Source organism: Pseudomonas hamedanensis (assembly GCF_014268595.2).
Lineage (GTDB): Bacteria > Pseudomonadota > Gammaproteobacteria > Pseudomonadales > Pseudomonadaceae > Aquipseudomonas > Aquipseudomonas hamedanensis.
Window position 1 is genome coordinate 3,168,043 of sequence record NZ_CP077091.1, and the last position, 26,976, is coordinate 3,195,018.

Below are 26,976 nucleotides of genomic sequence, written 5' to 3' on the forward strand. Positions count from 1 at the left end.
ACGCGGGAGGCAAGCTCCCGCGCGGCGACATCCTACCAGTCACCGCCGCAAGGCAGTCAACCGGGCGACCAACAACTTACTTGTGGTCTTTGACTTCTTCGAACTCGGCATCGACAACGTCGTCAGCCTTCTCAGCCGATTCGCCTTGCGGGGCCGCGCCATCAGCTGGCTGAGCCTGTTCGGCGTACATCTTCTGAGCAACCGGAGCGGAGACTTTCGACAGCTCTTCAACCTTGGCTTCGATGGCAGCCTTGTCGTCGCCTTTGACGGCGGCTTCCAGGGCAACCACTGCAGCTTCGATTGCAGTCTTCTCTTCGGCAGTGACCTTGTCACCGGCGTCAGCGACCATCTTGCGAGTCGAGTGAACCAGTGCGTCGCCCTGATTGCGGGCAGCGGCCAGCTCTTCGAACTTGCGGTCTTCCTCAGCGTTAGCTTCGGCGTCACGCACCATGCGCTCGATTTCCTCGTCGGACAGACCGGAGTTGGCCTTGATCACGATCGACTGAGTCTTGCCGGTCGCCTTGTCTTTCGCGCCGACATGCAGAATGCCGTTGGCGTCGATGTCGAAGGTAACTTCGATCTGCGGCACACCACGTGGAGCAGGTGGAATGTCGGCCAGGTCGAACTTGCCCAGCGATTTGTTCTGTGCGGCTTGCTTGCGCTCGCCCTGCAGAACGTGAATGGTCACAGCGCCCTGGTTGTCGTCGGCAGTCGAGAACACTTGCGATTTCTTGGTAGGAATCGTGGTGTTTTTCTCGATCAGCGCGGTCATCACGCCACCCATGGTTTCGATACCCAGGGTCAGCGGGCTGACGTCGAGCAGCAGAACGTCTTTCACATCACCGGCCAGAACAGCGCCCTGAATCGCGGCACCCATGGCAACGGCTTCGTCAGGGTTGACGTCTTTACGTGCTTCTTTACCGAAGAAATCGGTCACCAGCTTCTGCACCAGTGGCATACGGGTCTGACCACCGACCAGAATCACGTCGTTGATCGCGCCAACGTCGATACCGGCGTCTTTCATGGCGATGCGGCAAGGCTCGATGGTGCGCTGAACCAGGTCTTCAACCAGTGCTTCGAGCTTGGCACGCGAGATCTTCACGTTCAGGTGCTTAGGACCGGTGGCATCTGCAGTGATGTACGGCAGGTTGACGTCGGTCGACTGAGCGGACGACAGCTCGATCTTGGCTTTCTCAGCGGCTTCTTTCAGGCGCTGCATGGCCAGCGGGTCACCCTTGAGGTTCATGCCGCTTTCTTTCTTGAATTCGTCAACGAGGTAGTCGATCAGACGAATGTCAAAGTCTTCACCGCCCAGGAAAGTGTCACCGTTGGTGGCCAACACTTCGAACTGGTGCTCGCCGTCAACTTCAGCGATTTCGATCACGGAAACGTCGAACGTACCGCCACCCAGGTCATAAACGATCACGGTGTGATCGCCCTTGGCCTTGTCCATACCGTAAGCCAGCGCGGCTGCGGTCGGTTCGTTGATGATACGTTTTACGTCCAGACCGGCGATGCGGCCGGCGTCTTTGGTCGCCTGGCGCTGGCTGTCGTTGAAGTAGGCCGGAACGGTAATCACCGCTTCGGTCACTGCCTCGCCGAGGTAGTCTTCGGCGGTCTTCTTCATCTTCTTCAGAATTTCAGCCGAGATTTGTGGCGGTGCCATTTTCTGGCCGTTCACTTCAACCCAGGCATCATTGTTGTCAGCCTTGACGATCTTGTAAGGGACCATCTGGATGTCTTTCTGCACAACTTCTTCGTCGAAACGACGACCGATCAGACGCTTTACTGCGTACAGGGTGTTGTGCGGGTTGGTCACAGCCTGACGCTTGGCCGACTGACCTACCAGAATTTCGCCGTCGTTGGCGTAAGCGATGATCGACGGCGTGGTACGCGCGCCTTCAGCGTTTTCAATAACTTTAGCCTTGCCGTTTTCCAGCACGGAGACGCAGGAGTTGGTAGTCCCTAGGTCGATACCGATAATTTTGCCCATGTTCACTCTCCCGAAACTTTGGATTTTGTTGCCGCAGCAGTGGTGGCTAACTGCGGTAGCACTTAAACGCTTGACTTCTAAATGGGGGCCTTGCGGCTAATTTCAAGCCTGTTCATCAATCGAAGGCGAAACTGGCGCAGGGGCCTTGCTGACCACGACCATGGCCGGGCGCAGCAGGCGACCATTTAGCTGATAGCCCTTCTGGAACACTTTCAGGACGCTGTTCGGTTCGACGTCAGCGCTTTCCTGCATGGCCATTGCCTGATGGAGAACGGCGTTGAACGGTTCGCCATGCGGATCGATCGCTTCAAGCTGATAACGCTTGAGGGTGTCGTTGAACATTTTCAGGGTCAGCTCGATGCCTTCGCGCATCGGACGGATGCTTTCATCGTCCGGGTTCGACAGTTCGAGACCGCGCTCCAGGCTGTCGACGATCGGCAGCAGGTCGCCGGCAAATTTTTCCAGCGCAAACTTGTGCGCCTTCTCGACATCCTGTTCGGCACGGCGGCGGACGTTCTGCAGATCGGCAGCTACACGCAGAGACTGATCCTGCGCGGCGGCCAATTGCTCTTCGAGCACTTGCACACGGGTCGCCAGGTCATCCCCCGAACCTTCCGGCGCCTGATTGGCTTCTGGGTTTTGCGTATCTACTGTCTGTTCGTCAGCCATGGAATTCTCCTTTCAATTTCGTCCGCGAGCCTGACTCGCGCTTCTGCCCCGGTATATGGGGCCGCAAAATCAGGCTTCAAGGGCTTTGAAAAATTAACCCTACAAAAAAGTGCCGCTTTCTCATTCCCGAACGCGCTAAGAAGATCTTCCATTCAAGCAAATCGAGCTAAAGGAGGTGATTGTCAGGGCGAAACAAAACACTGTATAAATAACCAGACCTCAAGCCTGGGAGCGGCCGTCATGCTGGTGCACCTGTCTGTACACAACTACGCCATCGTTGAACATCTCGATCTCGAACTCGATCGCGGGATGAGCGTGATCACAGGGGAAACCGGCGCCGGCAAGTCGATCATGCTCGATGCGCTGGGCCTGACCCTGGGCGATCGTGCCGACAGCGGCGTGGTGCGGCCGGGCGCCGACAAGGCCGATATTCTGGCGACCTTCGACCTTGCGGACATCCCCGAAGCCAGCGCCTGGCTGGCCGAGCGCGATCTGGACATCGACGGGCCGTGCATTCTGCGTCGGGTCATTACCTCGGAGGGCCGGTCGCGCGGCTATATCAATGGCACGCCCTGCCCGCTTGGCGATCTCAAAGCCCTTGGCGAATTGCTGATCGACATCCACAGCCAGCACGAACATCAGTCGCTGCTGAAAACCGACACCCATCGCCGCCTGCTCGACGAATACGCTGGCGCCACCGACCTGGCCCGCCAGGTGCAACTCGCCGCCCAGCGTTGGCGCCAGACCCGGCAAGAGCTGGAGCGCCTTTCCAATTCCGGCGATGAGCAACGCGCCCGCCATCAACTGCTCAGCTATCAGCTCGAAGAACTGGAAAACCTCGGCCTCGGCGAAAACGAACTGGAACAACTGGAGCAGGAACACAAGAACCTGACCAACGCCGAAGCCCTGCTCGGCATTTGCCGACAGGTGGTTGAGCAATGCAGCGAGAGCGATTCCGGCAACGTGCTCAATGCACTCACCGCGAGCCTCAACCGCTTGTCCAGCGTGAACAACTCGGTCGGTGCACTCGGCGAAGCCAGCAGTCTGCTGACCAGCGCGCAGATTCAGGTTGAAGAAGCGGTCGGCGAGCTCAACCGCTTCCTCGACAATTTCGACGCCGACCCGGCGCGCCTGCAATACCTGGAAGAACGCCTCGACGCGATCTATACCCTGGCGCGTAAACACCGGATCCAGCCCACCGAAGTCGCCGAGATGCAACAGAAGCTGCTGGATGAAATTGAAACCCTCAACGCCAATGACGAATCCATCGAGCGCCTGGGTGAAGAGCTGGCGTCCTATGCCCGCCACTATCAACAGAAAGCACGCGAACTCAGCGACCTTCGCCATCAGGCGGCGGGCGGTCTCGCCAGTGCGGTGGAACAGGAAATTCAGCGACTGGGCATGCCTGGCGGTCGGTTCACCATCGAATTGAAAGCCAATAACAGCGACGAACTGCTGCCGAACGGACTGGAGCAGGTCGAACTGCTGGTCAGCGCCAACCCTGGTCAACCGCTCAAGGCCTTGGCAAAAGTGGCATCCGGGGGTGAGCTGTCGCGGATCAGCCTGGCGATTCAGGTGATCACCGCACAGACGTCTCGCGTTCCCACGCTGGTATTCGACGAAGTCGACGTAGGTATTGGCGGCCCGACTGCCGAGATTGTCGGCCAGTTATTACGGCGCCTCGGTGATCGTGGCCAAGTGCTGACCGTGACCCACTTGCCGCAAGTGGCGGCGCAGGGACATCAGCATCTGTTCGTGCATAAGGTCCGCGATGAAAAAGCGACTCACACGGCCGTCGCGAAGCTGAGCAAGAATGAGCGCATCGAAGAAGTCGCGCGGATGCTTGGTGGTATCGATCTGACCAAGGAGTCCCTGGCCCACGCGAAAAAAATGGTAGTGACCGCGAAGGCTTAACAAGTAATAGAAAGCACGAAGGCGACCCTTGGGTCGCCTTCGTTCGTTTCGCGAATAAAAAATTCGCGCGACATGCTTACTTTTTCTTGCGTACGTACAGCACCAGGTTGTGATCAACCATCTCGAAGCCATGCTTCTCGACAATCGATTTCTGAAGTTTCTCGATTTCTTCGTCGAAGAACTCGATCACTTCACCCGATTCCACGTTGACCATATGGTCGTGGTGGCCGCCATCAGCCAGTTCGAAGACCGCGTGGCCGCCGTCGAAGTTGTGGCGGACCACGAGGCCAGCCGCTTCGAACTGAGTCAGAACACGGTAAACCGTGGCCAGACCGACGTCCTCACCAGCTTCCATCAACGCCTTGTAGACGTCTTCGGCACTCATGTGGCGCTGCTCGGTGGAGTCGAGCATTTGCAGGATCTTGACCCGTGGCAGGGTCACTTTGAGGCCGGCTTTGCGTAGTTCGCTATTTTCAACCATGGTCAGCTTTCTCGCGATGCTGCTTCGCAGCTTCTCTTAATGCGGGTATGATCGGCGTTTACGTTGTCCCAGCCAAGATAGTGGAAGTCGCCCACCGATGCAAAACACCAAGCTCTTGCTAACCAGTTTCACCTTTGTGGGACTGCTCGCACTCGCCGGTTGTTCATTCCCCGGGGTTTACAAAATCGACATCCAGCAGGGCAATGTCGTCACGCAGGACATGATAGACCAGTTACGCCCGGGAATGACCCGGCCGCAAGTACGGTTTATCATGGGCAACCCTCTGCTTGCCGACACGTTCCATGCCGATCGCTGGGATTATCTGTACAGCCTGCAACCGGGTGGCGGTGAACGCCAACAGGAACGCATCAGCGTTATCTTCAATTCCAACGACCAGCTTGTCAGCCTGTCCGGTGACTTCATGCCGGGCGTCAGCCGTGACGAAGCCATTCTCGGCAAGGACAGTGGCACAACCGTGACCGCGCCTGCTGAAAACGCCGAGAAGCCAGCAGCGGAAAAACCGGCCAAGCCCGGTTCGATGCTGGATCAGATCCAGAAAGAAGTCGATGGTGTGGAAACCGTACCGGTTCCAACGCCAGAGCCGCTGGACACCTCGCCGCAGTAATTCGCGAGATAATAAAAACCCGGAGATTCCGGGTTTTTTATTGCCTGCCGTTTGTGCCAATCAAGTATTCCGGGCTTTGGCCTCGGTCGCTTTCGCCGCGCGCAAGCGTCGTACTTCTTTAGGATCGGCCAGCAACGGTCGGTAGATTTCGATGCGATCACCCGCTTGAACCGCGCGTGAATCGGCATCGGCAACCACTTTGCCAAAAATACCCAGCGGACACTCCGCCAGATTCAGCTCAGGAAACTCTGCCGCGATTCCCGATGCCTGCGCCGCCGCGCGAACGGTCACGCCCTCAGCCACGCTGACCGCGCGTAAAACCTGCCGATCAACCGCCGCGTAGACGACTTCTATGTCGATCATCGGCTCAACCGTGCATCTGCTTGGCGCGCTGGCAGAAAGCATCCACCAACTGATTGGCGGCCTGATTGAACAGCGGGCCCAACGTAGCGCGCACCAGCGGCCCGGCGTAATCGAAGGACAAATCCAGACTGATCTTGCAGGCCTTTTCGTTCAGCGCCTTGAATACCCAGACGCCGTGCAATTGATTGAAAGGACCTTCTTCAAGGTTCATTTCGATCGACTGCCCCGGCACCAGCGTATTGCGCGTGACGAAATGCTGACTGAGGCCGCCCTTCGCCACGCCGACACTGGCGCGCATGTGCTCCGGCGAGCTTTCCAGCACTTCGGCCTCCGAGCACCACGGCAGAAATTCCGGATAACGCGCCACGTCGTTGACCAGGTCGTAGAGAAATTGCGCCGGGTAAGGCAGCAGCGCCGATCGTTGAATATGTGTCGTCATGTAAGCGTTACTTCCAGAGCTGAGCGGCAAATACTACAAGAATGCCGATAGGCGCCACGTAGCGCATCAAGAACAAAGACAGGGCAAACAGCAACGGATTGCGGATCGACAATTCGTCACGTACCGCTTCGCGCCCCATCACCCACCCGGCGAACAGTACGAAGCACAGGCCGCCCAACGGCAACATGATCCGCGAGGTGAAGAAATCGATCACGCCGAAGAAGTCCAGGCCGCTCTGCGCACCCCATTGGTAGAGGCTGAATACCCCGCCTTCGTTCACGAAAAACTTGGCCTCCTTCCAGATATTAAAGGAGAACACGGTGCCCAGACCAACGAACCAGCAGGTGAACGCCAGCCAGAAAGTCACCCAGGTGCGGCTGATTTTCGTGCGTTCAACCAGATAAGCCACCATCGGTTCGAGCAAGGAAATCGCCGAACTCCAGGCTGCCACCGCGACCAGCACAAAGAACACTACGCCCATCAATTGGCCGAAAAATACATTACCAAAAGCAAATGGCAGGCTGACGAACATCAGGCCCGGGCCTTCACTTGGGTTCAGGCCAGCGGCGAACACAATAGGAAACAGCGCCAGACCGGCCACCAGTGAAACGAAGGTATCCAGCAACGCCACGCCAACAACCGTGCCCGACAGCGAGGTGTTCTTCGGCATGTAGGCGCCATAGATCATGATCGAGCCGACCCCGACGCTCAGCGAGAAGAACGCGTGCCCCATCGCCGGCAGCAGGCCGTCGAGGACTTTTTCCGGGTGGAAGTCGAACATGAAATGCACGCCTTCCATGAAATGCCCGGTGGTCATGCTGTAACCCAGCAGCACCAGAATCATCACGAACAGCAACGGCATCATGATCCGCAGGCTGCGCTCAAGCCCGGCGACGACGCCTTTGGCGATCACATAGGCCGACAGCAGCATAAAAATCGTGTGCCAAAGTGTCAGGCGCCACGGATTGGAGATGACATTGCCGAAGTACGCGCCAACCTGATCAGCCGTCGCGCCCTGAAAATCTCCGCGACCCATATCGACGATGTAATCCAGCGACCAGCCGCCAACCACGCTATAGAAAGACAGAATCAGCAACGCCGTGATCATCCCGGCAAACGCGCCCCACGACCATTTGGCCGAGTGCCCGGCTTCCAGCGCCAGGACCTTCAGGGCATTCGCCGGACTTTGCCGCGCACGCCGGCCGATCAGGGTTTCGGCGAGCATGACAGGGACGCCGATCAGCGCGATGCACGCCAGGAACATCAGTACAAACGCACCGCCGCCGTAGACCCCGACCATGTACGGGAACTTCCAGATACTACCCAGTCCCACGGCCGAACCGGTCGCGGCGAGTATGAATACCCAGCGGCTAGCCCAACTGCCGTGGACAGAAACCTTGTCTGTCGACATCGTTTATCACGCCCAAGCGTTAGAAAAAGAGGCCGCATTGTCCGGGATTCACTCAACCTGCTCAAGCACGCAGCAACACCGTAGCCGACAGCCAAACAACTCCATATAATGCCGCCCCTATGGCTAAACAGAAGAAACACCCAACAGGGACCATCGCGCAGAACAAAAAGGCGCGACACGATTACTTCATCGAGCACAAGTTCGAGGCTGGTCTGGTCCTGGCCGGCTGGGAAGTAAAAAGTCTGCGGGCGAGCAAGCTACAGCTGGTCGACAGCTATGTGCTGCTCAAGGACGGCGAAGCATGGTTGCTCGGCAGCCACATCACGCCGTTGATGACCGCGAGTACCCACGTCATCGCCGACCCGGTGCGCACGCGCAAGCTGCTGCTCAACCGCCGCGAGCTGGAAAAGCTCGCCGCCGCCGTGCAGCAAAAGGGTTACGCCTGCGTCTGCCTGTCCTGGTACTGGAGCAAGCACATGGTCAAGTGCGAGATCGCTCTGGGCAAGGGCAAGAAGGAATACGACAAGCGTGACACCGAGCGCGAGCGCGATGCCGGTCGTGAACTGCAACGTGCGGTGCGCAACAAGGGCAAGGAAGACTGATTCCCGGCCTGTGGCGAGGGAGCTTGCTCCCGCTCGACTGCGCAGCAGGCGCATTTGGTTCTCGCGATTATCGATAAAAGCGAGAGCCGCTGCGCGCCTCAGCGGGAGCAAGCTCCCTCGCCACAATTAATCTGCCACCTCACATCCCCTTGCGCCGCTCCGCCCGAGCCATGCGCTGAACCTCCTGCCTCACCTCTTCAAGCACTTCCTGCACATACAAAATATGTCGGCTGGACACTTCACGCGCCTGCTCCGCCCGTCCTTCGATAATCGCCAGATACAATTCGCGGTGCTGGGTAATCAGCATGTCGCGGGTTTCCGTGCGCTGCTTGTACATGCCGCCAATGTTGGTCACGACGTTGCGCTTGAGCAGATCGAACAGCCCGCGAATGGTGTGCAGCAACACGGCGTTATGACTGGCCTCGGCAATCGCCAAATGAAATTTCGCATCCGCCGCGCCTTCCTCGGCCCGGCTCACTTCGTCATGACGCGAATAGCAATCCTGGAGCTCTTCGAACGCGGCGGTCAGCCGCTCGCGATCAACATCGGTGGCGCGCAATGCGGCGTAATAGGCGCACGATGCCTCCAGAGTATGTCTAAATTCCAGTAAATCCCGTTGCGCCTCGGGATTGCTTTCGAGCAATTGCAACAGCGGATCACTGAACGTCGAGCCGAGGGATTCCACCACATAGTTGCCGCCGCCCTGACGACTGACCAGCAAGCCTTTGGCCGCCAGCTTCTGGATCGCCTCACGCAATGACGGGCGTGATACGCCAAATTGTTCGGCCAGTGTGCGCTCCGCCGGAAGCCGCTCGCCCGACTTCAGCGTGCCCTCGAGGATCATCCCTTCAAGGCGCTCGACAATATCGTCAGACAAACGGCGCTGCCGAATCTGATCAAAGCCCATAACTCATTTCTCCACGATCCCGACCGCTCGCCGGGCTGTCTATTCTGGCCTATCCGCGCGCCGCCCACACCTGCCAGACGCCACTTCGCCAAACCGGATCAGTTGCCTTCTGCACCGCATCTTCGACGAAAGTTTCAGGGCGGCAAATTGACACACCGCCATCAAGGCTTTTACCCTAGCCAACAGCGATTGTAAATTGGTCTTACCAATTATCCAAGAACGCTGACAGTGCCTGACCAACAACAATTAGGGGCCACCCCACTATGCAAACCTGGCAACAGCTCTACAGCCCGCTCGGCAGTCTCGGCGTCTCCGCTCTCGCGGCCGTCATCCCCATCGTATTTTTCTTCCTCGCGCTGGCGGTGTTCCGCCTCAAAGGCCACGTGGCCGGCAGCATCACCCTCGCCCTATCGATTGCCGTGGCAATTTTCGCCTTCCAAATGCCGGTGGACATGGCGTTCGCCGCTGCCGGTTATGGCTTCGCTTACGGTCTGTGGCCGATTGCCTGGATCATTGTCGCGGCGGTGTTCCTCTACAAACTGACGGTGAAAAGCGGTCAGTTCGAAGTCATCCGCAGCTCGGTCCTGTCGATTACTGACGACCAGCGCCTGCAAGTGCTGCTGATCGGCTTCTGCTTCGGCGCATTTCTGGAAGGTGCCGCCGGTTTCGGCGCGCCGGTGGCGATTACTGCCGCACTCCTTGTAGGACTGGGCTTCAATCCGCTGTACGCCGCCGGTCTGTGCCTGATCGCCAACACTGCGCCGGTCGCGTTCGGTGCCTTGGGGATTCCGATCATCGTCGCAGGCCAGGTCACCGGTATCGACGCGTTCAAGATCGGCGCCATGACCGGCCGCCAACTGCCACTGTTGTCGTTGTTCGTGCCGTTCTGGCTGGTGTTCATGATGGACGGCCTGCGCGGCGTGCGGGAAACCTGGCCGGCCGCGCTGGTGGCAGGCTTGAGCTTCGCCATCACTCAGTACTTCACGTCCAACTTCATCGGCCCGGAACTGCCGGACATCACCTCGGCCCTGGCCAGCCTGATTTCCCTGACCCTGTTTCTGAAAGTCTGGCAACCCCGACGCGCCGCCGGCCAGCACATCGTCGGCGCCGTGTCCGCCTCGGTGGTCAGCGCCAGCGTCGGCGGTTTCGGCCAGAAGCGCACGACCGTGGCTTCGCCCTACAGCCTCAGTGAAATTATCAAGGCCTGGTCGCCATTCCTGATCCTCACCGTACTGGTGACGATCTGGACACTGAAGCCCTTCAAAGCGATGTTCGCAGCGGGCGGCTCGATGTACAGCTGGGTCTTCAATTTCGCCATTCCGCATCTTGACCAACTGGTGATCAAAACCGCGCCAATCGTAGCCAACCCGACGGCCATCCCGGCGGTATTCAAACTTGATCCGATTTCCGCGACCGGCACGGCGATTTTCTTCTCCGCACTGATTTCGATGCTGGTGCTGAAGATCAATTTCAAAACTGGTCTGACCACTTTGAAAGAGACGTTCTACGAACTGCGCTGGCCGATCCTGTCGATCGGCATGGTGCTGGCGTTCGCCTTCGTCACCAACTACTCCGGCATGTCCTCGACCATGGCTTTGGTATTGGCCGGAACCGGCGCTGCGTTCCCGTTCTTCTCGCCGTTCCTCGGCTGGCTGGGCGTGTTCCTGACCGGCTCCGATACTTCGTCCAACGCGCTGTTCAGTTCGCTGCAAGCGACCACCGCGCACCAGATCGGCGTCAACGACACCCTGTTGGTAGCGGCAAACACCAGCGGCGGCGTGACCGGCAAAATGATTTCGCCGCAATCGATCGCCGTGGCCTGCGCCGCAACCGGTCTGGTCGGCAAGGAATCGGATCTGTTCCGCTTCACCCTCAAGCACAGCCTATTCTTTGCAACGATTGTCGGTTTGATCACCTTGGCTCAGGCCTACTGGTTCACCGGCATGCTGGTGCATTAAGACTACATACAACACGGAAAAAACCGACGCCGGCCCGTGATCCGGCGTCAGCCATTCACCACCGGGTCTGTAAGGCTGCTGAAAGCAACGCGCTTTATATTCAGCAGCCGCAGCAGACGGATAACCGGGCCCACCCGGAGACACGCCTGATGAGCGAGCTTTTTTACAACGCTGTGCCGAACGCGACTCGCGTGGCACCGCCACTGCCCGAACCTCGGCAATACCCCAGCGAGAAACCGTCGCGGGTCTATCTGTTCGGCACGTGTGTGGTCGACCTGTTCTACCCCGAAGCCGGGATGGACGCGATCCGTCTGCTGGAGCGTGAAGGGATTCGGGTTGAGTACCCGCAAGGGCAGAGTTGCTGCGGGCAACCGGCCTACACCTCGGGTTACACCGAGCAGGCGCGGACGGTGGCGCGCTCGCAACTGGCGCTGTTCGCCGGGGATTATCCGGTGGTGGTGCCGTCGGGTTCCTGCGCCGGCATGCTGCGCGAACATTACGCCGACTTGTTCAAGGACGAGCCGCAAACGTTGAAACAGGTGCAGGCTCTCGCAGCGCGCACTTATGAACTGGCCGAATTTCTGCTGTTCGTCTGCAAGGTGCAGCTCAAGGACAGCGGCGAACCGGTGAAAGTCGCGCTGCACACTTCGTGTTCGGCGCGCCGCGAAATGAACACCCACCTGCACGGCCGCGAGTTGTTGGCGCAGTTGAGCAACGTGGAGCGGGTCAACCACGATCACGAAAGCGAATGCTGTGGCTTCGGTGGGACATTCAGCGTCCGTATGCCAGACATTTCCGGCGCGATGGTGGCTGACAAGACCCGAGCGTTGAAGGAATCCGGCGCGCACAAGGTACTAAGCGCCGACTGCGGCTGTCTGATGAACATCAACGGCGCACTGGAGAAACAGCAGGAAGCGTTGCGCGGCCAACACCTGGCCAGCTTCCTCTGGCAGCGATCCGGAGGTGCGCAATGAGCACCTCAGCGATAATTCCTACGGTCGCTGTAGAAGAAGATTTTCGCACCCGGGCACACAATGCCCTGGGCGATGCGCAGTTGCGGAACAACTTCCGCACGGCCATGGATTCACTGATGACCAAGCGGGCAGCGGCTTTCAGCGATGCCCACGAAAGAGAACACTTGCGCGCACTGGGCAATTCGATCAAGGCCCGCGCGCTGTCCAGGTTGCCCGATCTGCTTGAGCAACTTGAACAGAACCTGACCCGCAACGGTGTGACAGTGCACTGGGCGGAAACGGTGGACGAGGCCAATGGCATCGTCTTATCGATCATCCGCGCTCACGAGGCGCGGCAAGTGATCAAGGGCAAATCGATGGTCAGCGAAGAGATGGAGATGAACCATTTCCTCGAGGCTCGGGACATTGAATGTCTGGAGTCCGACATGGGGGAGTACATCGTCCAGCTCGACCACGAGAAGCCTTCACACATCATTATGCCGGCGATCCACAAGAATGCCGGTCAGGTCGCGTCCTTGTTCCACGACAAACTTGGCGTGGAATACACCAAGGACGTTGACCAACTCATTCAGATCGGTCGCAGGGTCCTGCGGCAGAAATTCTTCGAAGCGGACATCGGCGTCTCCGGCGTCAACTTCGCCGTGGCCGAAACCGGCACCCTGCTGTTGGTGGAAAACGAAGGCAACGGGCGCATGACCACCACCGTGCCCCCCGTGCACATCGCCGTCACCGGCATCGAAAAAGTCGTGGAAAACCTGCGCGACGTGGTGCCGCTGCTGTCACTGCTGACGCGCTCGGCGCTGGGCATTCCGATCACCACTTACGTCAACATGATCTCCGGACCGCGCAAGGAGCATGAACTCGACGGCCCGCGAGAAGTGCACCTGGTGCTGCTCGACAACGGTCGCAGCCAGGCCTTCGCCGACAGCGAATTGCGCCAGACCCTCAATTGCATCCGCTGCGGCGCCTGCATGAATCATTGCCCGGTCTACACCCGCGTCGGTGGCCACACCTACGGCGAGGTCTATCCAGGTCCGATCGGCAAAATCATCACCCCGCACATGGTCGGCCTCGCGAAAGTGCCAGATCACCCGAGCGCGTCTTCGCTATGCGGTGCATGCGGTGAGGTCTGCCCGGTAAAAATTCCGATCCCGGCCATCCTGCGGCGTCTGCGCGAAGAAAACGTCAAAGCCCCGGACGCACCGAATCAGGTGATGCGCGGCCAAGGCAGCAAGTATTCGCGCAAGGAGCGGTTTATCTGGAACGCCTGGGCCAAGCTCAATAGCTCGCCGGCGCTGTACCGACTATTCATTTTTTTCGCCACTCGCCTGCGCGCACTGACGCCGAAAAACGTCGGTCCCTGGACGCAGAACCACAGCGCACCAAAACCCGCCGCGCGTTCATTGCATGACATGGCCCGCGAGCATCAGGCCAAACAGGGAGATCGCTGATGAGCGCCAAGCAAAATATCCTCGGCAAACTGCGGAAAAGTCTGACGGGCACCACACCGATCGCTGATGACTTCGATGTCGATCTGGTGACGCAGCCTTTTACCTACAGCCCCGAACAACGCATCCCGCAACTGCGCAAACTGATGGAAGCGGTGCACACCGAAATCCACCTGACCTCAGGTGCCGAGTGGCCAGCGCTGCTTGCGCAACTGCTGCGTGACCGCCAATTGCCGAGCCTGCTGATCGCACCGACCACGCCGCATGGGCAACGCATCACACAGTACTGGGCGAATAATCCTGATCTCCCGGCACTGAAATCCTACGACCGGCCGATGGAAGAGTGGAAAGCCGAGCTGTTCAACGACACCCCGGCCAGCCTCACCGGCACCCTCGGCGCCATCGCCGCCACCGGCAGCCTGATCATCTGGCCCACCCGCGAAGAACCGCGCTTGATGAGCCTGGTGCCACCCATCCATTTCGCCCTGCTCAAGGCCAGCGAGATCCGCGACAACTTCTATCAGGTGCAACAGGAATTCGAATGGGCGCAAGGCATGCCGACCAACGCGCTGCTGGTCTCCGGCCCGTCGAAAACCGCCGATATTGAGCAGGTCCTCGCGTACGGCGCGCATGGCCCGAAAGACCTTGTGGTGCTGATTCTGGAGGACCAATGAGTCTTCCTGCTGCTTTCCTGCGTGACGCCGAGCAACTGATTCCGGCGGACCGCCGCTTTGACGATCCGCTGTCGACCCTGGCCTTTGGCACCGATGCGAGTTTCTATCGGCTGATCCCGAAACTGGTGATCCGCGTCGAATCCGAAGACGAAGTGGTGGCGCTGCTGAAACTGGCCCAGCGCGACAACGTGCCGGTGACCTTCCGCGCCGCCGGCACCAGCCTGTCCGGGCAGGCGATCAGCGATTCTGTGTTGATTGTGCTTGGGGATAACTGGAACGCGCGGGAGATTCGCGGCCAGGGCACGCAGATCCGCCTGCAACCCGGAGTGATCGGCGCGCAAGCCAACGCCTGGCTGGCGCCGTTCGGGCGCAAGATCGGTCCCGATCCGGCGTCGATCAATGCCTGCAAGATCGGCGGCATTGTCGCCAACAACGCCAGCGGCATGTGCTGCGGCACCGCACAGAATACCTATCACACGCTGGCCGGGATTCGTCTGGTGCTGGCTGACGGCACGCGTCTGGATACCGAAGACGCTGCCAGCGTTGCGGCGTTTCGTTCGAGCCACGGCGATCTGCTCGAACGCCTGTCGACATTGGGCCGCGAGACCCGCGCCAATTCCGAACTGGCCGCGCGAATCCGCCACAAATACCGTCTGAAAAATACCACCGGCCTGTCGCTCAATGCCCTGGTGGATTTCGACGAGCCTGTGGATATCTTGAGCCACCTGCTGGTCGGTTCCGAAGGCACGCTCGGCTTTATCAGCGCGGTGACCTACGACACCGTGATCGACCACCCGAACAAGGCCTCGGCGCTGATCGTGTTTCCGGATGTCGAAACGTGCTGCAACGCGGTTACCGTGCTGAAAAGCCAACCAGTGTCAGCGGTGGAGTTGCTGGACCGACGCAGTCTGCGCTCGGTGCAGGACAAAAAAGGCATGCCCGCTTTCGTACAACTGCTGTCGGAAAATGCCTGCGCGCTGCTCATCGAATCCCGTGCGGCCTCGTCTACTTTGCTACGGGAACAATTGGCGCAGATCATGGCGTCCCTGCGCAACTTCCCCGTTGAAAAGCAGGTCGACTTCACTGAAGACCCAGTGGAAAACGCCCGGCTCTGGGCCATTCGCAAAGACACCTTCCCTGCCGTCGGCGCCGTGCGCAAAACCGGCACCACAGTCATCATCGAAGACGTGACCTTCCCGGTCGAGCAATTGGCGATCGGCGTTAACCGCCTGATCGAGCTGTTCGACAAACATGCCTACGACGAAGCGATCCTTTTCGGACACGCACTGGAAGGCAATCTGCACTTCGTCTTCACCCAAGGCTTCAACAGCCCGGAAGAAGTCGCACGCTATCAAGCGTTCATGGACGACGTCGCACAACTCGTCGCTGTTGAATTCGGCGGTTCGCTGAAAGCCGAACACGGCACCGGACGCAACATGGCGCCGTTCGTCGAACTGGAATGGGGCAGCGATGCCTATCAACTGATGTGGCAGCTCAAACGCCTGCTCGACCCGAACGGCATCCTCAATCCGGACGTGGTACTCAGCGAAGATCCGCAGATCCACCTCAAGCACCTGAAACCGCTGCCGGCAGCCGACGAGATTGTGGATAAGTGCATCGAGTGTGGCTTTTGCGAGCCGGTATGCCCGTCGAAAGGCCTGACCCTGAGCCCGCGCCAGCGCATTGTAATCTGGCGCGATATCCAGGCGAAAAAACGCGCAGGCGTCGACACCACCGACCTGGAAAAAGCCTACGACTACCAAGGCATCGACACCTGCGCCGCGACCGGTCTCTGTGCGCAACGCTGCCCTGTAGGCATCAACACCGGCGAACTGGTGAAAAAGTTGCGTGGCCGACACGCCACCCACCAGAAAACCGCTGACTGGATCGAAGGAAATTTCGCCAAGACCCTGCAAGGCGCGCGCTTCACTCTGCACGTCGCCAACGGCGCGCGGATGCTCCTTGGCGCACCGCGTCTGGCGAAGCTGTCGGCAACCCTGACGCGCTTGTCAAAAGGCCAGGTCCCGCTGTGGACCAACGCCATGCCGCAACCGGAAAAAGCCATTCGCTTCAGCCCGAGCGTGGCGGACGAGCGTCCGCGAGTGGTTTATCTGGCCGCTTGCGTGTCGCGCGTCATGGGCCCGGCGGCGCGCGACAAAGAGCAAATGTCGCTGTACGACAAAACCCGCGGCCTGCTGGAAAAGGCCGGCTACCAAGTCGTCTTTCCCGACAATCAAGACAACCTCTGCTGCGGCCAGCCCTTCGCCTCGAAAGGCTACGCCGAACAAGCCGAGCACAAGCGCCAGGAACTGATCAGCGCCCTGCTCCACGCCAGTCGCGGCGGCCTCGATCCGATCTATTGCGACACCAGCCCGTGTACGTTGCGGCTGGTTCAGGACATCGGCGAAACGCGACTGGATCTGTACGATCCGGTGCGCTTCATTCGTACGCATCTGATGGATCGCCTCGATTTCACACCGCAGGACGCGCCGATTGCCGTGCACGTAACGTGCAGCACGCAGCATCTCGGCGAAAGCCAGGCGCTGATCGATCTGGCGCGCAAATGCAGCAAAAACGTGGTGATTCCCGAGGGCATTCATTGCTGCGGGTTTGCCGGCGACAAGGGCTTCACCACACCGGAGCTGAACAGCCATTCGCTGCGCACGCTCAAGGACGCGGTGCAGCATTGCAGCGAAGGCATTTCCACCAGCCGCACGTGCGAAATCGGCCTGACGCAACACGGCGGGATTGACTATCACGGGCTGGTTTATCTGGTGGATCGGGTGACACAGGCGAGAACAGCCTGAAGAAAAAATAGAACCCTTGAGCGAGGCGGTAGTCCACAGAGTAAGCCCCGACAAATCGGGGCTTTTCCTCCATTCGGTGGCTCGCCCTGCGGTCAGCGAAGCCTGGATCCCTCAGTTCAAGGAGATACATATGAAGCGTTCTGTACTGTTAGGTCTGTTCGTTACTGCCTCGATGATGGCCTCCACTTCGTTCGCCGCTGACAAGCCTGCTGACTTGTGTGATGCCAACATTCAGACGATCAACAATTCCAAGGCGCAGTTGGCGTCTAAACCAGAGCTGGTTCAGCGCGCTGAAACCAGCGTGGCCAGAGCCCAGTCGCTCAAAGCCGAAGGCAAAATCGACGACTGCGTTGCGGAAACCTCGCAACTCATCGTGGAAATGCGCAAAGCCACCGGTACCAACAATTGATCAACGCGAGGCCAACCTTCGGGTTGGCCTCGCGGGCTGATTGGCGTACACTGTGCAGGCTTGTTGCTCAAACGCTGTACTGAGCAATGAGTTCGGGGCCGTTTAGGATTCGACGCCGGTTGCGAAACTTTAGGTGCATGCCGAGTTGGTAACAGAACTCGTAAATCCACTGTTGCAACTTCTTATAGTTGCCAATGACGAAACCTACGGGGAATACGCTCTCGCTGCGTAAGCAGCCTTAGCCTTCCCTTCTGGTACCTTCGGGTCCAGCAATCATCAGGGGATGTCTGTAAACCCAAAATGATTGTCATATAGAACAGAATCGCCGTGCAGTACGTTGTGGACGAAGCGGCTAAAACTTACACAACTCGCCCAAAGCACCCTGCCCGTCGGGTCGCTGAGGGTTAACTTAATAGACACGGCTACGCATGTAGTACCGACAGCGGAGTACTGGCGGACGGGGGTTCAAATCCCCCCGGCTCCACCACTTCATCATCTAAAGACGTCCACGGACGTCTTTTTTTGTGCCTTAAATCCAGTAAATACGCGGCTTCCAGGGCTTCCGAGGACTTTTGAGGATTTCTGAGTTCCAGGCGCTTTGGTATCCCAGGTGGTATCCCGGGCTGCCAAATGCTACTTTCAGGATACCAAAACGGTGCTGGAGGTAGCCCCCATGCCTACTAACGCAACCCGCCTCTCCGATCGCCAGCTCAAGGCAGTCAAGGCAACTGGTAAAGACTTCGTCCTCAGCGACGGCGACGGCCTGCAGCTTCGAGTACGCGCCAGTGGCTCGATGATGTGGAATTTCAATTATCGCGAGCCGTTGACCAGAAGCCGTCTTAATATGGCGCTCGGCCCATACCCCGACCTCTCATTAGCGAATGCTCGGAAGAAAGCAGTCGAGGCGCGAGAGCTACTTGCTCAAGGCATTGATCCCAAAGCCCAGCGCGATGAGCAAAGGCAAGCCAGACTGGCTGAGACCGAACACACCTTCGAGAAGATAGCCACCGCCTGGTTCGAACTGAAGAAAGACTCAGTGACGCCAGCGTATGCCGAGGACATTTGGCGTTCACTCACGCTGCATGTTTTTCCTAGCATGAAATCGACGCCGCTTTCTGAAGTCAGTGCTCCTATGGTGATCAAGCTCCTTCGCCCGATTGAGGCCAAAGGCAGCCTCGAAACAGTGAAGCGGCTGAGCCAACGACTCAACGAGATCATGACCTACGGGGTCAATTCAGGACTGATCTTTGCGAACCCCCTCAGTGGCATTCGGGCGGTGTTCAAGAAACCCAGGAAAGAGAACATGGCCGCGCTACGACCTGACGAGCTTCCGGAGCTCATGATGGAAATCGCGAATGCCAGCATCAAGCGAGTCACGCGCTGTCTGATCGAATGGCAGTTGCACACGATGACCCGCCCTGTCGAGGCAGCCACCACTCGGTGGGCAGACATCGATTTCGACAAACGCATTTGGACCATCCCACCGGAGCGCATGAAAAAGCGTCGCCCGCATACCATCCCGCTGACTGAACAGGCACTCGCGTTACTGGAGACGCTCAAGCCCCATAGCGGCCACAGAGAATACGTGTTCCCGGCAGATAGAAACCCGCGTACCCACGCTAATAGCCAGACCGCCAACATGGCGTTGAAACGCATGGGCTTTCAGGACCGCTTGGTCAGTCACGGCATGCGCTCCATGGCCAGCACCATCCTGAATGAGCATGGGTGGGATCCGGAGCTGATCGAAGTCGCGCTGGCGCATGTCGACAAGGACGAAGTCCGAAGCGCTTACAACCGAGCGGACTACATCGAGCGCCGGCGTCCGATGATGGCTTGGTGGAGTGAGCACATCCAGAAAGCGGCCACTGGCAACCTGTCGGCATCTGCGATCAATCAAACCAGGGACCACAACGTCGTGCCGATACGGTGAGCGCTCACAGGACGCCGCCAGTAACCGAGAATGACTCCCCAGATGGAGTGGTGCTTGATTTGGCGACAACGGCGACACCGGCGACAACCCGCGTAATACCTGGCCTGCAGCATAGCGACAGAAGTGGCGACTGTCGCCGTTACAAGTCTCGCTCGTGGGGCTTTATCGGCCAAGCCCACGCGAGCGGGAAGGCTCCGCATTCCCACTCGCAGGGGCTCACATTGAAAACCGACGAACGACCACCCGGCCATGGAAAACCACCGGTTTCCAAGGTCGTCCACCGTTACCGATTGGCGCAACAGCCGCCCCTAAAATACGGTTGACCACGAGCAGAACGAGCGCTAAACCAGAACCGTACCAGCGCTGTCCTCGACAGCACCCAGGTAGCCAGAACCTTTGAGGCTACGCCATACCGTGGTGGTTCGCCCCCAAGTGCGATTAGCGTCCGGCGGCTCGCACGGTCACAGCGATGTGATGGATGCCACTTCTTCCAGAATGCCCACTGCGGCAGCTCATACTCTCCCTGGCTGCTCTGCAGCAACTTATCCGCTTGGCCATTTCTTGCGCCAACCTGTTGCCCGTCTCTTTGCGCCCTAAAGAGACGGGCGCTCCTACCGCTGCTGCAGCCCAACTCGTACAAGGCTTTGCGGCCTTCCCCCTCGTGACAATCGGCGTGACGAACACCGAATGCTCACTCGCCACAGCGATGCCGATGATGGTGCCGCAGCCCAAGGAATGGACTGCCCCTGACTGACAGTCAGGCATGCCCCAGTCATCGCCTCACTGCCTTCACCTGACTCAGGATCTCGCGGCACCGGTCTCGTCAGCCAGTGCAGCCTCCACCCGCCCGCCGCTATCGGTGTTCAGGAGGCCAGATCATGAGATGCCCCGGCTCCCGGTCATAAGGAGCCGTCAGTCCCGCGTTAGTGGACAAACCTCACAGGTCGCAGGGGCCTTGATCCCTGATAACACTCAACAACCGTGGCGGGATGAGTGAGGACGACGTCGATAATCTCAGGAGAATTGTGATGCAACTGTGCGAAGCGTTCGAGCCCCCACAACCCTTGCTGGAATACCAGCAGGCGCCACTGCCCTACCCGGTCGAAGCACTCGGGGAATTGTTGGGCCCGGCGGTCGAACGACTGGCCGAGGTGATCGGCGTGCCCTGCGCCATGGCTGCGCAATCGGTGCTGGCCAGCGCTGCCCTGGTGAGCCAGGGCCATGCCAATGCCCAACTCGATGGCCGAAGCTATCCGCTGTCCCTCTACCTACTGACGGTGGCGTCCTCGGGTGATCGCAAAAGCGCGGTGGACCATCTGGCACTGAAGGCAGCCCGCGACTGGGAGCGCCAGCAGTGGACCCTGTATGCGGAAAAGCTCAAAGCCTATCGCGCCGCTACCAGCATCATGGCCAAACCCAAAACCGCAAAGAAACACGCGGAGTCGGAAGGCAGCGAACTATCTGAGCCGGTACCCCCGAGGCTGATCATTGCCGAACCGACCATTGAGGCCCTGGTCAAAAGTCTGTGCCAGGGCTTGCCCAGCATGGGCTTGTTCAATGATGAGGGCGGCCAGTTCTTGGGCAGCAGCACCATGAGCAAAGAGAATCGGCTCAAGGCGATCACTACCTTGTCGACACTGTGGGATGGCAGCCCGATTGACCGGGCGCGCTCCATGGCTGGAGAAAGCCTGCGGGCCTATGACCGCCGTCTCAGCCTGCATCTCATGCTTCAGCCCTACCTGGCCAATCAACTGTTCAAAGACCCGGTGATCAATGGCCAAGGCATCCTCGGCCGTTGCCTGATAAGTTGGCCCGAGCGCCTGGCCGGCCAGCGACTCTACAAGGCGATCGACCTGACCCGAGATGCCAAACTCCAGCGCTACCAACAGCGGATCACCGCCCTGCTGCAACAACCCTGGTCGCTTCACCAGGATGGATCACTGAATCCCGCCACGCTGGAACTGACTGCCCGTGCCCGTCGGGCCTGGATTGATATTCACGACACCATCGAGTGCCAGTCTGGCGAGTTCGGCGAGCTGGCCGGCGTCCAGTCTGTCGCGGGCAAGGCCGCGGCGAATGTACTGCGTATCGCGGGTGTGCTGGCCATGGTTGAAGAGGCCAGTGCGTTGGACGACGCACACATCCAGCGCGCCTCCACGTTGATGGATTACTACCTGGCCGAGATTCAGCGCCTGACCGAACAGGCCCCAGTCAATAACCGATGCGAAGAGGCGGATCGGCTACTGCGCTGGTTGGTGCAGAAAGGCTGGACCCACTTCACCATCCGCGACGTCAATCGCAACGGTCCTCGTTTTGCCCGCAAGAGCGCTGACCATACCGCATCTTTATTGGTCGTACTGATCACGCATCGCTGGCTGAGTAGCCGCGACGGAAGAACTTTCGAGGTCCGTCATGTTTCGCCTCAATGACGCGGTGCGCCGTTACCGGGCGCAACATCAAGCGCAGCCAGAATCGCGGTGTGTCGCCACCTCTGTCGCCACCCTGTCGCCACGCGCCAAGCCGGGAACAACGCGGGTTGTCGCCACTGTCGCCGCTGTCGCCACACCACCTCTTGAGCCTGCCAACCTCGCCCTACTAATTGAGCAACTGCGTGAGGAAGGGGCACTGCTGCAGCACCACCAGAACGCTCTCCTGATCCGCCCGACACACTGGCAGCAGGTGGACAGGCTCAGCCCTCACTGGAAAGCCCTGCTGCGCTTTCTGCAAACAAACGAAAATGGTGATGATAATGGCCTTGGTCGGTCGGCGTGACGGTCGCAACTTTGGCTACGGTCGTCAGCTGAGCTACGCCGGCCCACAAGCGCTCAACGATCTATTTGCCGGCGGCCACTTCGCCACGGTCAAAGCGCATAGTGATCGCTGGCAAGCGTTCGTGCGTTGGTGTCGGTCAGAGGACGGCCCTGGTTACAACGATGCGCGCCAAATCGATCGACGGACGCTGCAAGACTACGCCGCTTACCTGCGCCAGCAGATCCAGCAAGGTGAACTCTGCATCGCTACCGCGCAGAACCGCCTGAGCAGCGTTAACCGCACCCTCGCCGCGCTGCGCGGTGATCAGGACGTGAGAATCGCCAGCCCGAGCCAGACGTTGGGACAGAAGCGTTCGACCGTACGCACCCGCGCGCCAAATGGCCAAGACCATCAACAGGTGCGGCGAGTGATTGAGGCGCTTGGCGAACAGCAACACGAGCGGGTGGCCGCGATTATCCTTTTGGCCCGAACAACCGGTATGCGCCTACGCGAAGCGATCCTGGCTGACCTGCCACGACTGCAACGCGAAGCCGACCAATTAGGCCGCATCAACATCCAGGACGGCACCAAAGGCGGCCGCTCAGGGGCTTCAGCACAGCGATGGGTTGTGGCCAATGAACCGGTGAAAGCGGCATTGCAGCTTGCTCGTAAGGCATCGCCACCCGGCAGCCGCAATTTGCTGGCCCGAGACGAAAGCTACTCCTTGTTCCTGCAACAGACCGTGCTCCCCGCCCGCGAAATGCTACATGTACACGGGCTGAAGGGTTTCCATGAACTGCGAGCGGCCTACGCCTGCGAACGTTACGAGCAACTCACTGGCCATGCCGCACCGGTCAATGGTGGTCACTGCTATCGCATTGACCGCTACCTTGATCAACAGGCGCGACAACAGATCAGCGTTGAGCTCGGGCACAACCGGATCGATGTGGTTTCGGCCTACATTGGAGGTCGAACGTGACCAAACCGTTCGATATGGCGCTGTTCCTGAGCGGCGTACTGACCGGCTCGAAGGTCACGCAACAACGCCACCTACGGCAAGCCCGAATCATGCAAGCGGCCATTCAACAACGATGGCAGCGCGACAATCCCTGGACCTGGCGGCTCAAGCATGTGAGCTGGTTTCTCACTCAGCGCCTGAGAGATAAATCCGACGCCACCCAGTATTACTATCGGCTCACCGCTCTATTGGTCTGGAAGCGATTAGGAAACAACCGCGAACTACCAGTCTGTCGCGCTGATAGGAACAATCGCGAGTAGGCAATCCACAACGCTCACTTCCTCCTTAATCTATCTCAGCGTGAATAGCTTCTTGATGATGGTTTGTTCGAAAAACACCGCAATGGCCATAAATTACTCTATATCCCTTCCGGCTTATAAATGAAAACCCACCATTTTGATTGTAAATTGCTTGTCACTAAAAAGATTAACAAAAGAGGTACGCAAACTAGCTAGAGTGCCCGAAGCATTAAACAATCCCACTAAAAAATTGACCAAATTAAAAAATCATCTTCGATCGTTGACGATAGCGAACGTCAAGTATCATTAGATGAAGTTGACTTACGACGTGGAATTCCTAAACGTTGACGGCGTTCCCACAGGCATTTGCGACTGACCCCGAGTTTGCGGGCCAGCTCGGTTTCGGTCATGTGGTCCTGATGCTCGAGAACGAAGTGCTGAAAGTAGTCTTCCAGTGACAGGTCTTCGGTCGGCTCATGGCTATTGTTACCGGCGGCGCTGCCCTGTTGTGGCGGCAGGCCAATGAAATCGTCATCGTCCAGATCGCTCAGTTCGATGTCGATACCTAGCAGCTCGGCGGAAATCTCCGGGCTCTCGCACAGGATAACCGCACGTTCTACTGCGTTTTCCAGCTCTCGAACGTTACCCGGCCAGGAGTAATGCCGAATCGCCTGTTCGGCATCCAGGGCGAATTTCAGATCGGTACGGTTGACCCGTGCGCTCTGCCGCGCGAGGAATGCAGTGGCAATTTCATTGACGTCCGCGCCGCGCTCGCGAAGGGCCGGCAGCTTCAAGGCGATCACGTGAAGGCGGTAATACAAGTCTTCACGGAACTGGCCGATCTTCGCCAGGCTCTTGAGGTCCCGGTGAGTCGCGGCGATCAGGCGTACATCAACCTTCTGCGACTGGACCGAACCCACCCGGCGGATCTCCCCTTCCTGCAACACACGCAGCAGGCGGGCCTGAGCTTCCAGTGGCAGTTCACCGATTTCATCGAGGAATAAGGTGCCGCCATCCGCCGCTTCCACCAACCCGGCACGCCCGGCGCTGGCACCGGTAAACGCGCCTTTTTCGTGGCCGAAAAGTTCGGACTCGATCAGGCTTTCCGGAATGGCCGCACAGTTCACCGAAATCATCGGCTCCTTGGCGCGTTTGGACAAATTGTGCAGGGCGCGCGCCACCAGTTCTTTACCGGTGCCGGATTCGCCCTGGATCAGGACATTGGAGTCGGTTGGCGCGACTTTGCGGATCTTGCTGTACAGATCCTGCATCGGCGGGCACGAGCCGATGATGCCGATTTCACCGTTGCTGTTGTCGACACCCGGTTTGACCGCGCCATTGGTGGCTTTGCCGGCGACCGGCTCGCTGACCTGCGCCGATTGCCGGTCACGCAGGATGCGCGCGACGGTCTGGAGCATTTCGTCATGATCGAAAGGCTTGGCGATGTAATCCACCGCGCCCATCTTCATCGAATCGACCGCCGACCGCAGGCTGGCGTAACTGGTCATGATAAGCACCGGCGTGCCCTGGCCAAGCTTGATCAGCTCGGTCCCCGGGGCGCCAGGCAGGCGCAGGTCACTGACGATCAGGTCGAACGTGGGAATAGTGAAACGTTCTTGTGCTTCCTGCACTGAACCGGCTTCGCTGACCTGGTACTGGTTACGTTCCAGCAGGCGGCGCAAGGCGGAGCGTATAATAGTTTCGTCTTCAACAATCAGAATATGAGACATTCATACCCTCTTGATTATTTGGATAAAATCTGCCCAACCTAAATTCATTTCGCTAGCACAGAATCGGGACATCCGCAACGAGAACTTGCGCCCCTAATGAGACCATAATGAGGCAATGCCGTGAAATTAGCTAGAGGGAACGATTTAAAATGCAAGAATGCATTAATCATGGCAGAAAGGTTAGTTAATTGTTTCTACATTTCACATAATCCAAATCTCATTTATGCCCAAATACTTTGAAAAGATCTATCTAAACAAACTCACGCAATCCAAGTGCAAATTTGTACAGCGCATCTGTCAACGCTTACATAACCCAGGAACTGTGCCATTGAGCACCACGCTTAAGGAAAGTAAATGCGTCGTTTAGCAACACAATCAAGAGATGACAACTATAAATCCGCAAGAGATTACCAAGAGGTTTTCGAGGAAATAACCAAAAGCATTAACGTAATAGGGCCCGGCCCCCATAAATTAACACTTTCTAACTTAATCCAAAAAAAAACAAGTACTCTGCAAGCCTGGGGAGGCTATTTAGCTGCAAGTCACCCAGTAACTCTTAGGGTAGATGTCATTGATGATCGAGGACTTAAAAAAACAAGTTACTTAGAGCTTGGAAACAGCTGGATGCGGGTTGGTGACTTAATTACTGATATCCACGGACTAGTATTAAAAATCACATTAAGTTGGCAGCACGAGATAAAAATAGATTTCTGGGGCTTCACTAGCGGCTGCCCACTATCTTCAATCGACGGTGAGGCTCATCAGGACGCCTCTCAAACTGCCTCGTATCACATAATCCCAGAGACTTTTTACCTTCATCATATCACCGCCATTGATATGGATATCGAATCAACTGAATCCACCCATTTCAATTTAAGCGATGGCAGAACTATACATCTCAAAAAATGCTCGTACTGCGGGAGGCAACTCCCTATCGACCCTAATAACTTGGGAGTACTAGCTTTTCACAAACATAACAAGAAAAAATCCTTACACCAAAATGAGTGTCGCGCTTGTAAAAAATGGAGAATTAACGATAATTTAAACCATACACGCACACCAGATCAACTTCATGAATCATCGGTAATTACACGAGAGCGAAAGATTTTTTTACGAGAACCAGAACGTCTTCAAGAAATCAAAGAGCGGACCGGCGCTGGTTTACGCAGTCAAGTTTGGGAGCGTTTCGAAAAGAAGTGTTTTAGGTGCGCAACCCCTGTAGCGTTAGATGGATTTCATCTTGATCATACTCGGCCACTAGCATACCTATGGCCGATAGATGAATTCGCAACATGCCTCTGCTCTGTATGTAATAACGAAAAAAAAGACAAATTCCCTGTCGACTTTTATACATCAGCACAAATACGACGCCTTTCCGAAATAACCGGACTTTCTGAAGTTGCACTTAACAAAAAATCCATTAACGAGTCAGAGCTGATTCGTATGACCTCAGACTTACCCAGATTCGCACGCGGTTGGGAGCCACGAACTTTTTTCGCAATTGCTCGCAAAGTAATTGAGCTAAAACCAGAAGTTAGCTTAATTGAAATAATGCAGAAACAGGATATAACTCTCTATCAATACCTTGAAACCGAATACTTGCAACGCCCTATGGATAACGACTCCGAGTAGCT

The 26,976-nt window shown here is 57.8% G+C and carries 23 protein-coding genes and 1 other RNA gene; 16 read left to right on the forward strand and 8 right to left on the reverse strand.

The annotated features are described in order from the left end of the window. Window positions 1-76: 76 nt before the first annotated feature. Entirely contained in the window at window positions 77-1,993 is a 1,917-nt protein-coding gene (gene dnaK / locus HU739_RS13785; protein ID WP_039759567.1) for a molecular chaperone DnaK, read from the reverse strand. A 102-nt stretch (window positions 1,994-2,095) separates the two neighbouring features. Beyond that, window positions 2,096-2,662, reverse strand: a complete 567-nt coding sequence (gene grpE / locus HU739_RS13790; RefSeq protein WP_186547351.1) for a nucleotide exchange factor GrpE — start codon at window positions 2,660-2,662, stop codon at window positions 2,096-2,098. Between the two features lie 240 nt (window positions 2,663-2,902). Between grpE and recN the strand changes: the two genes are divergently transcribed. Further along, window positions 2,903-4,576 (forward strand): DNA repair protein RecN, encoded by a 1,674-nt coding sequence (gene recN / locus HU739_RS13795; protein WP_186547352.1) that lies wholly within the window; start codon window positions 2,903-2,905, stop codon window positions 4,574-4,576. Between the two features lie 76 nt (window positions 4,577-4,652). Here the strand turns inward: recN and fur are convergent, their stop codons facing one another. Continuing rightward, window positions 4,653-5,057: a ferric iron uptake transcriptional regulator gene (fur, locus tag HU739_RS13800; protein WP_016771770.1), complete on the reverse strand. Its 405-nt coding sequence runs from the start codon at window positions 5,055-5,057 to the stop codon at window positions 4,653-4,655. 97 nt (window positions 5,058-5,154) lie between these two features. On the opposite strand from fur, the gene HU739_RS13805 reads away from it, so the two are divergent. Continuing rightward, entirely contained in the window at window positions 5,155-5,682 is a 528-nt protein-coding gene (locus tag HU739_RS13805) for an outer membrane protein assembly factor BamE (RefSeq protein WP_186547353.1), read from the forward strand. A gap of 60 nt (window positions 5,683-5,742) precedes the next feature. Here the strand turns inward: HU739_RS13805 and HU739_RS13810 are convergent, their stop codons facing one another. The 3 genes from HU739_RS13810 to HU739_RS13820 are packed head-to-tail and all read right to left on the reverse strand — an operon-like array spanning window position 5,743 to window position 7,895. Continuing rightward, the gene (locus HU739_RS13810) at window positions 5,743-6,045 is read right to left on the reverse strand and encodes an RnfH family protein (protein WP_186547354.1); all 303 of its coding nucleotides are present in this window, start codon (window positions 6,043-6,045) and stop codon (window positions 5,743-5,745) included. A 4-nt stretch (window positions 6,046-6,049) separates the two neighbouring features. Beyond that, the gene (locus HU739_RS13815) at window positions 6,050-6,484 is read right to left on the reverse strand and encodes a type II toxin-antitoxin system RatA family toxin (RefSeq protein ID WP_186547355.1); all 435 of its coding nucleotides are present in this window, start codon (window positions 6,482-6,484) and stop codon (window positions 6,050-6,052) included. Window positions 6,485-6,491: 7 nt separating this feature from the next. Next, window positions 6,492-7,895, reverse strand: a complete 1,404-nt coding sequence (locus HU739_RS13820) for a sodium-dependent transporter (RefSeq protein WP_186547356.1) — start codon at window positions 7,893-7,895, stop codon at window positions 6,492-6,494. A 119-nt stretch (window positions 7,896-8,014) separates the two neighbouring features. Here HU739_RS13820 and smpB point away from each other — a divergent pair, with 119 nt between their 5' ends. Further along, the gene (smpB, locus tag HU739_RS13825) at window positions 8,015-8,497 is read left to right on the forward strand and encodes an SsrA-binding protein SmpB (protein ID WP_007915208.1); all 483 of its coding nucleotides are present in this window, start codon (window positions 8,015-8,017) and stop codon (window positions 8,495-8,497) included. Between the two features lie 139 nt (window positions 8,498-8,636). On the opposite strand, the gene HU739_RS13830 is transcribed toward smpB, so the two are convergent. Further along, window positions 8,637-9,404: an FCD domain-containing protein gene (locus tag HU739_RS13830; RefSeq protein ID WP_007915207.1), complete on the reverse strand. Its 768-nt coding sequence runs from the start codon at window positions 9,402-9,404 to the stop codon at window positions 8,637-8,639. Between the two features lie 263 nt (window positions 9,405-9,667). Between HU739_RS13830 and HU739_RS13835 the strand changes: the two genes are divergently transcribed. The 12 genes from HU739_RS13835 to HU739_RS13890 all read left to right on the forward strand — a co-directional run bounded on the left by HU739_RS13835 (window position 9,668) and on the right by HU739_RS13890 (window position 23,633). Next, window positions 9,668-11,362, forward strand: a complete 1,695-nt coding sequence (locus HU739_RS13835) for a lactate permease LctP family transporter (protein ID WP_186547357.1) — start codon at window positions 9,668-9,670, stop codon at window positions 11,360-11,362. A 149-nt stretch (window positions 11,363-11,511) separates the two neighbouring features. Continuing rightward, on the forward strand, window positions 11,512-12,336 hold the full coding sequence (locus tag HU739_RS13840) for a (Fe-S)-binding protein (RefSeq protein ID WP_186547358.1): 825 nt from the start codon (window positions 11,512-11,514) through the stop codon (window positions 12,334-12,336). Beyond that, a complete protein-coding gene (locus HU739_RS13845; protein WP_186547359.1) occupies window positions 12,333-13,787 on the forward strand; it encodes a LutB/LldF family L-lactate oxidation iron-sulfur protein in 1,455 nt (484 codons plus the stop codon). Before HU739_RS13840 ends, HU739_RS13845 begins: the two co-directional genes overlap by 4 nt. Next, a complete protein-coding gene (locus HU739_RS13850) occupies window positions 13,787-14,458 on the forward strand; it encodes a LutC/YkgG family protein (protein WP_186547360.1) in 672 nt (223 codons plus the stop codon). The genes HU739_RS13845 and HU739_RS13850 overlap by 1 nt, the downstream gene beginning before the upstream one ends. Continuing rightward, entirely contained in the window at window positions 14,455-17,265 is a 2,811-nt protein-coding gene (locus HU739_RS13855; protein ID WP_186547361.1) for an FAD-binding and (Fe-S)-binding domain-containing protein, read from the forward strand. Before HU739_RS13850 ends, HU739_RS13855 begins: the two co-directional genes overlap by 4 nt. A gap of 130 nt (window positions 17,266-17,395) precedes the next feature. Then, entirely contained in the window at window positions 17,396-17,674 is a 279-nt protein-coding gene (locus HU739_RS13860; protein ID WP_093104826.1) for a hypothetical protein, read from the forward strand. A gap of 94 nt (window positions 17,675-17,768) precedes the next feature. Further along, window positions 17,769-18,161, forward strand: a transfer-messenger RNA (tmRNA) gene (gene ssrA / locus HU739_RS13865). A 186-nt stretch (window positions 18,162-18,347) separates the two neighbouring features. Next, on the forward strand, window positions 18,348-19,604 hold the full coding sequence (locus HU739_RS13870; protein ID WP_186547362.1) for an integrase domain-containing protein: 1,257 nt from the start codon (window positions 18,348-18,350) through the stop codon (window positions 19,602-19,604). Between the two features lie 1,028 nt (window positions 19,605-20,632). Continuing rightward, window positions 20,633-22,033 carry a YfjI family protein gene (locus HU739_RS13875; protein ID WP_186547363.1) on the forward strand — a complete coding sequence of 467 codons (1,401 nt, stop codon included), beginning with the start codon at window positions 20,633-20,635 and terminating at the stop codon, window positions 22,031-22,033. Further along, entirely contained in the window at window positions 22,017-22,376 is a 360-nt protein-coding gene (locus HU739_RS13880; protein ID WP_186547364.1) for a hypothetical protein, read from the forward strand. Before HU739_RS13875 ends, HU739_RS13880 begins: the two co-directional genes overlap by 17 nt. Further along, the gene (locus HU739_RS13885; RefSeq protein WP_186547365.1) at window positions 22,354-23,334 is read left to right on the forward strand and encodes an integrase domain-containing protein; all 981 of its coding nucleotides are present in this window, start codon (window positions 22,354-22,356) and stop codon (window positions 23,332-23,334) included. Before HU739_RS13880 ends, HU739_RS13885 begins: the two co-directional genes overlap by 23 nt. Then, a complete protein-coding gene (locus tag HU739_RS13890) occupies window positions 23,331-23,633 on the forward strand; it encodes a hypothetical protein (RefSeq protein WP_186547366.1) in 303 nt (100 codons plus the stop codon). Before HU739_RS13885 ends, HU739_RS13890 begins: the two co-directional genes overlap by 4 nt. Before the next feature lie 275 nt (window positions 23,634-23,908). Here the strand turns inward: HU739_RS13890 and HU739_RS13895 are convergent, their stop codons facing one another. Beyond that, a complete protein-coding gene (locus HU739_RS13895; RefSeq protein WP_186547367.1) occupies window positions 23,909-25,342 on the reverse strand; it encodes a sigma-54-dependent transcriptional regulator in 1,434 nt (477 codons plus the stop codon). A 354-nt stretch (window positions 25,343-25,696) separates the two neighbouring features. On the opposite strand from HU739_RS13895, the gene HU739_RS13900 reads away from it, so the two are divergent. After that, complete coding sequence (locus tag HU739_RS13900; protein ID WP_186547368.1) at window positions 25,697-26,974, forward strand: HNH endonuclease; 1,278 nt, start codon at window positions 25,697-25,699, stop codon at window positions 26,972-26,974. Window positions 26,975-26,976: the final 2 nt, after the last annotated feature.

Coding starts and splice junctions, on each gene's coding strand:
- fur (WP_016771770.1), bottom strand. CDS start 5,057: ATGGTTGAAAATAGCGAACTACGCAAAGCCGGCCTCAAAGTGACCCTG.
- smpB (WP_007915208.1), top strand. CDS start 8,015: ATGGCTAAACAGAAGAAACACCCAACAGGGACCATCGCGCAGAACAAA.
- HU739_RS13820 (WP_186547356.1), bottom strand. CDS start 7,895: ATGTCGACAGACAAGGTTTCTGTCCACGGCAGTTGGGCTAGCCGCTGG.
- HU739_RS13895 (WP_186547367.1), bottom strand. CDS start 25,342: ATGTCTCATATTCTGATTGTTGAAGACGAAACTATTATACGCTCCGCC.
- HU739_RS13815 (WP_186547355.1), bottom strand. CDS start 6,484: ATGACGACACATATTCAACGATCGGCGCTGCTGCCTTACCCGGCGCAA.
- HU739_RS13900 (WP_186547368.1), top strand. CDS start 25,697: ATGCGTCGTTTAGCAACACAATCAAGAGATGACAACTATAAATCCGCA.
- dnaK (WP_039759567.1), bottom strand. CDS start 1,993: ATGGGCAAAATTATCGGTATCGACCTAGGGACTACCAACTCCTGCGTC.
- HU739_RS13835 (WP_186547357.1), top strand. CDS start 9,668: ATGCAAACCTGGCAACAGCTCTACAGCCCGCTCGGCAGTCTCGGCGTC.
- HU739_RS13805 (WP_186547353.1), top strand. CDS start 5,155: ATGCAAAACACCAAGCTCTTGCTAACCAGTTTCACCTTTGTGGGACTG.
- HU739_RS13810 (WP_186547354.1), bottom strand. CDS start 6,045: ATGATCGACATAGAAGTCGTCTACGCGGCGGTTGATCGGCAGGTTTTA.
- grpE (WP_186547351.1), bottom strand. CDS start 2,662: ATGGCTGACGAACAGACAGTAGATACGCAAAACCCAGAAGCCAATCAG.
- HU739_RS13850 (WP_186547360.1), top strand. CDS start 13,787: ATGAGCGCCAAGCAAAATATCCTCGGCAAACTGCGGAAAAGTCTGACG.
- HU739_RS13860 (WP_093104826.1), top strand. CDS start 17,396: ATGAAGCGTTCTGTACTGTTAGGTCTGTTCGTTACTGCCTCGATGATG.
- recN (WP_186547352.1), top strand. CDS start 2,903: ATGCTGGTGCACCTGTCTGTACACAACTACGCCATCGTTGAACATCTC.
- HU739_RS13855 (WP_186547361.1), top strand. CDS start 14,455: ATGAGTCTTCCTGCTGCTTTCCTGCGTGACGCCGAGCAACTGATTCCG.
- HU739_RS13840 (WP_186547358.1), top strand. CDS start 11,512: ATGAGCGAGCTTTTTTACAACGCTGTGCCGAACGCGACTCGCGTGGCA.
- HU739_RS13880 (WP_186547364.1), top strand. CDS start 22,017: ATGTTTCGCCTCAATGACGCGGTGCGCCGTTACCGGGCGCAACATCAA.
- HU739_RS13885 (WP_186547365.1), top strand. CDS start 22,354: ATGGCCTTGGTCGGTCGGCGTGACGGTCGCAACTTTGGCTACGGTCGT.
- HU739_RS13870 (WP_186547362.1), top strand. CDS start 18,348: ATGCCTACTAACGCAACCCGCCTCTCCGATCGCCAGCTCAAGGCAGTC.
- HU739_RS13845 (WP_186547359.1), top strand. CDS start 12,333: ATGAGCACCTCAGCGATAATTCCTACGGTCGCTGTAGAAGAAGATTTT.
- HU739_RS13875 (WP_186547363.1), top strand. CDS start 20,633: ATGCAACTGTGCGAAGCGTTCGAGCCCCCACAACCCTTGCTGGAATAC.
- HU739_RS13830 (WP_007915207.1), bottom strand. CDS start 9,404: ATGGGCTTTGATCAGATTCGGCAGCGCCGTTTGTCTGACGATATTGTC.